General features: G+C 40.2%; 1 protein-coding gene. It reads left to right on the top strand.

Annotated features, from left to right (window positions below; genetic code table 11):
- The coding region (locus tag OM075_RS25820; protein WP_301193415.1) for a hypothetical protein at positions 1-203 on the top strand (203 nt) is incomplete at its 5' end.
- Between the last annotated feature and the right edge of the window lie 173 nt (positions 204-376).

Here is a 376-nt window from a genome sequence, read left to right as displayed (position 1 = left end):
CCTTCGTCGAAAGCGCTGAACTTGACTTTCGTACCTCAAGTCTTCAAACAGCACCGCTTTTACCGACTACAGCATCTTGTTTTTTGGCTCACCAGCTAATGCCGGAAGAACCATTCGAGATTGAAAGATTTTCTAAAAGGATTATTATAGACTACCAGAACGCTGGTGCAAGATTGCATCTTGTAACTTTTCAACTTCGATAAATTCAACTTATTCGTTCGGCATAGCGTCTCGCTATGTCGTCTAAAACCAGGCCTCTGGCCGTACTTAAAATTTATCTATTTTTATTTTATTCTATGCAGTGTATCTTGCTCAAATGCTGGTTCGAGTTTGCAACTCGGACCTTATAATACAATATTCTAGCACCGTTTACCTC

The sequence above is a fragment of the Plebeiibacterium sediminum genome (genome assembly GCF_026013605.1).
Classification (GTDB): Bacteria; Bacteroidota; Bacteroidia; order Bacteroidales; family Marinilabiliaceae; genus Saccharicrinis; species Saccharicrinis sediminus.
Note: the sequence above shows the minus strand (reverse complement) of the source record. Positions and strands in the feature narration are given on the sequence as shown.